Origin of the sequence: Herbaspirillum sp. B65, assembly GCF_000333555.1 — a bacterium.
GTDB classification, from domain to species: domain Bacteria; phylum Pseudomonadota; class Gammaproteobacteria; order Burkholderiales; family Burkholderiaceae_D; genus Herbaspirillum; species Herbaspirillum rubrisubalbicans.
Genome location: NZ_BADI01000384.1, coordinates 1 through 3,368, shown reverse-complemented (window position 1 = coordinate 3,368; position 3,368 = coordinate 1). Strand labels below are relative to the sequence as shown.

Below are 3,368 nucleotides of genomic sequence, written 5' to 3'. Positions count from 1 at the left end.
TTACACCCTTCTTTTCGCGATACGAAACGAAAATCCAGAGAATGAAAAAGATTTTTGATGCAGCGCACTGGCGTTTTTCATGATGCGAAATGAAGATTTCGTATCGTAAAATATCGCCTAAATGAAACCTCTCGCAGCGCGATCGTTCATATGAACATTGCCATGAATGGCGCCTGATCCTCATCCGTGTAGCGGACCGCGACAGGAAATTCGCTTTTTTCTTCATCCCGCAGTTGGTTGAACTGCTTTTCCAGCTCGGGTTGTTTAATCTGCAAAGAAGGCAGAGAATAAGCCCCTAACTAATGATTAAGCGGCGATGCAACGCCGCCCCTGTCTACATGCATTACGCCCTGGACATTCGCACTTTCCTCTTCAGTCATTATTTCTATACGGGTGTGCGGATCGCAATCGGGGTAGTCGGCCTGACCCTGCTGGTGTTCAACGTGGCCGACATGACCACCACCATGACGGTCTTCCTCGGTGCGCTCTGTACCAGCCTGATGGACCTGCCCAGTCCGCTGCGCCACAAGTTCAATGAAATGCTGGCCGGCGTGCTGCTCTGTACCCTGGTCATGCTCATCATCAGCCTGTGCGCACCGGTGCCCTGGCTGGTCAGCACCATGATGGTGGTGGTCAGCTTCTTTGCCAGCATGATGGTGGTCTATGGCAAGAAGACCATGCCGCTGCAGTTCGCCGCACTCATGGTGATGACCCTGTCGATGGAAAACCAGGTGCCCATTGCCGATGCCTTGCTGCACGCCGCGCTGTTCCTGGGTGGCGGCCTGGGTTACCTGGCCTATTCGATGGCGGTGTCGTGGTTCCTGCGCCGGCGCATCAAGCAGCAGGTACTGGCCGAGGCGCTGTTCGAGCTGGCGCGCTATCTGCGCATCAAGGCCGATTTCTATGACGTCAAGCACGACCTGGCCAACCAGTTCAATCAACTGGTGCGCCAGCAGATCGTGGTGGCCGACAAGCAGCAGGCCTCGCGCGACCTCATCCTGCGCGACCTGCACACCAAGCAGGATGGTTTGCTGGTGCAGGTGCACCTGTCGATGCTGGAGCTCTATGAACAGGTGCTCTCCACCCACGCCGACTACGCCTTCCTGCGGCAGCACTTCGGTGGCACCGATGTCATGATCTTCCTGCGCGACCTGGCCACCAAGGCGGCCCAGGACATCGAATCGATCGCCTATGCCGTCACCCGCAACAAGGCCTCCGAGCCCAGCGTGAACTACAAGGCCGAGCTGCGCGCGGTACAGTTCGAGATGCACGAACTGGCCCAGCCCGGCCCGCGGCAAGCCTCGGAAGAAGCGCTCACCCTCCTGCGCGTGACCTACAACAAGATCCGCGACATCATCGAACTGATCGGCCAGGTGCACCAGGCCACACAAAACCCGGTGGATCCGCTGCCCATCCTGCCGGGCTCGGACATGACACCCTTCCTGACCCAGCAGAAGTTCAAGTTCAACATGCTGCTGGTGAACCTGCGCTGGCAGTCGCCGATCTTCCGCTTTGCCATCCGGGTGGCGCTGGCGGTGACGACCGGCCTGTGGATCGCCGGGCACCTGCCCTACATGTCGCACGGCTATTGGATCGTGCTGACCATCGTCATCATCCTCAAGCCCAATTTCAGCGCCACCAAGCAGCGCATGGCCGACCGCCTCATCGGCACCGTCATTGGCTGCCTGATCACCATGCTGATCCTGCGCTTCGTGCACAATCCGCTGGGCCAATTGGCGGTGCTGTTCGCCGCCAGCGTGGCCGCGCCCGCCTTCACCTATATCAAGTACCGCTACACGGCCATCGCCGCCTCAGTGCAGATCCTGATGCTGTTGAACCTGCTGGTGCCGGCCGGGCACCAAGGCGTCATCGGTGAGCGGCTGATCGATACCATCATCGGCGTGCTGATCGCCACTGTCTTCAGCTATGTGCTGCCGGCCTGGGAGTACCGCGACCTGCCCAAGCTGCTGCGCAACGTGCTCAAGGCCAGCCAGCGCTACCTGACCGCCAGCCGCGACATGCTGGAAGGTAAGGTCAAGGATGACTTCTTCTACCGGGTCTGCCGCAAGGGTTTCATGGATAGCCTGGCCGCGCTGATCTCGGCGCTGGTGCGCATGATGGATGAACCGGTCACCAAGCAGCGCGCGGTGCGCGAACTGAATCGCTTCATCGTCCAGAACTATCTGGTGGCAGCCCATATTGCCGCCCTGCGCCTGATGCTGCGGCGCCATCAGGACAACATGCCCGAGGCTGCGGTGGCCAGACTGATCGAGGAAACCTACCTGGAAGCCAGCCAGCACCTGGCCGAAGCCCAGCGCCTGCTGGCCCCCAAGCCGAAAAAGCGCGGCGGCGCCGTCACGGTGTCACCCACGGCACCGGAAGACAAAGCCATCTCGGGCAAGATCGAACTGATCGGCCCGGTCGCGCCCGAACCGATGCCGGCCGAAGCCAGCGCCTGGTCAGGCTGGGACAACCTGCGCCGCCGCACCAGCCTGCTGAACCAGGATCTGAAGGAAATTGTCACCCAGACCGCAGCCATCGACCAGGTGCTGCGCAAAGCGCCGGATTGAGCGGCCTGCAGCCGCCCAAACAAAAGCCCGCTCACGGCGGGCTGGAAAGATGAGGCTGAAGGTGAAGCAAAACGCTCAAAGCGGCGTGCGCGAGACCAGCACCCCATCCACGTCGGCATAGATCCAGTCGCCTGGATGCACCGCCACCCCGGCAATACCGACCTTGATATCGGCATCGCCCGCGCCCTTGCGGAAGCTGCGCTGCGGATGGGTGGCCAGCGCCCGGATACCGACCTCGCAGGCATTCAATTCGGCCGCATCGCGCACGCAGCCATTGACCAGGATACCGGCCCAGCCATTGTCCTGCGCCAATTGCGCCAGGTTGCCCCCCACCAGCGCGCAGCGCAGGCTGCCGCCACCATCGACCACCAGCACCTGGCCATTGCCGGGCGTCTCCAGGGTGGCGCGCACCATCACGTTATCCTCGAATACCTTCAAGGTCTTGGCCGGGCCGGCGAAGGCCTGCTTGCGGCCGAAGCTGGCGAAGATGGGGGGCAGGACGTGCAGCGTGCCCGCGGCCAGCTTGTCTTCGTTGGCGTCGCACAGGTCACAGGTGGCAAAGGGTGCAGGGGTCATGATGGCTCCGAATAGGCTTGATGGGATGATCTGCAATGCCTCACACCGACAGGATGCGGTGCAGGCGCTTCTGGTCGAACATGCGTGAGTCGGCTACCCGCAGCAGGGTTTCCACATCCAGCCCGTCATCCGGGTAGAGCGACACCCCTACCGAAGCATCCACCGTGTATTGCTGGCCATCGCGGCCTGCGATGGGCTTGTGACGGCGGGCGGATCTGTCGC

Annotated in this window: 3 protein-coding genes; 1 reads left to right on the top strand and 2 read right to left on the bottom strand. The window is 61.5% G+C overall.

Annotated features, from left to right (window positions below; translation table 11 throughout):
• Positions 1-338 precede the first annotated feature (338 nt).
• Positions 339-2,570 carry an FUSC family membrane protein gene (locus I5W_RS09355; protein WP_044529018.1) on the top strand — a complete coding sequence of 744 codons (2,232 nt, stop codon included), beginning with the start codon at positions 339-341 and terminating at the stop codon, positions 2,568-2,570.
• Between the two features lie 75 nt (positions 2,571-2,645).
• On the opposite strand, the gene rraA is transcribed toward I5W_RS09355, so the two are convergent.
• Both rraA and I5W_RS09345 read right to left on the bottom strand, forming a co-directional pair.
• Positions 2,646-3,146 carry a ribonuclease E activity regulator RraA gene (gene rraA / locus I5W_RS09350; RefSeq protein ID WP_044529017.1) on the bottom strand — a complete coding sequence of 167 codons (501 nt, stop codon included), beginning with the start codon at positions 3,144-3,146 and terminating at the stop codon, positions 2,646-2,648.
• A gap of 40 nt (positions 3,147-3,186) precedes the next feature.
• Positions 3,187-3,368 (bottom strand): diguanylate cyclase (locus tag I5W_RS09345; protein ID WP_044529016.1); only part of this gene is annotated, 182 nt, incomplete at its 5' end.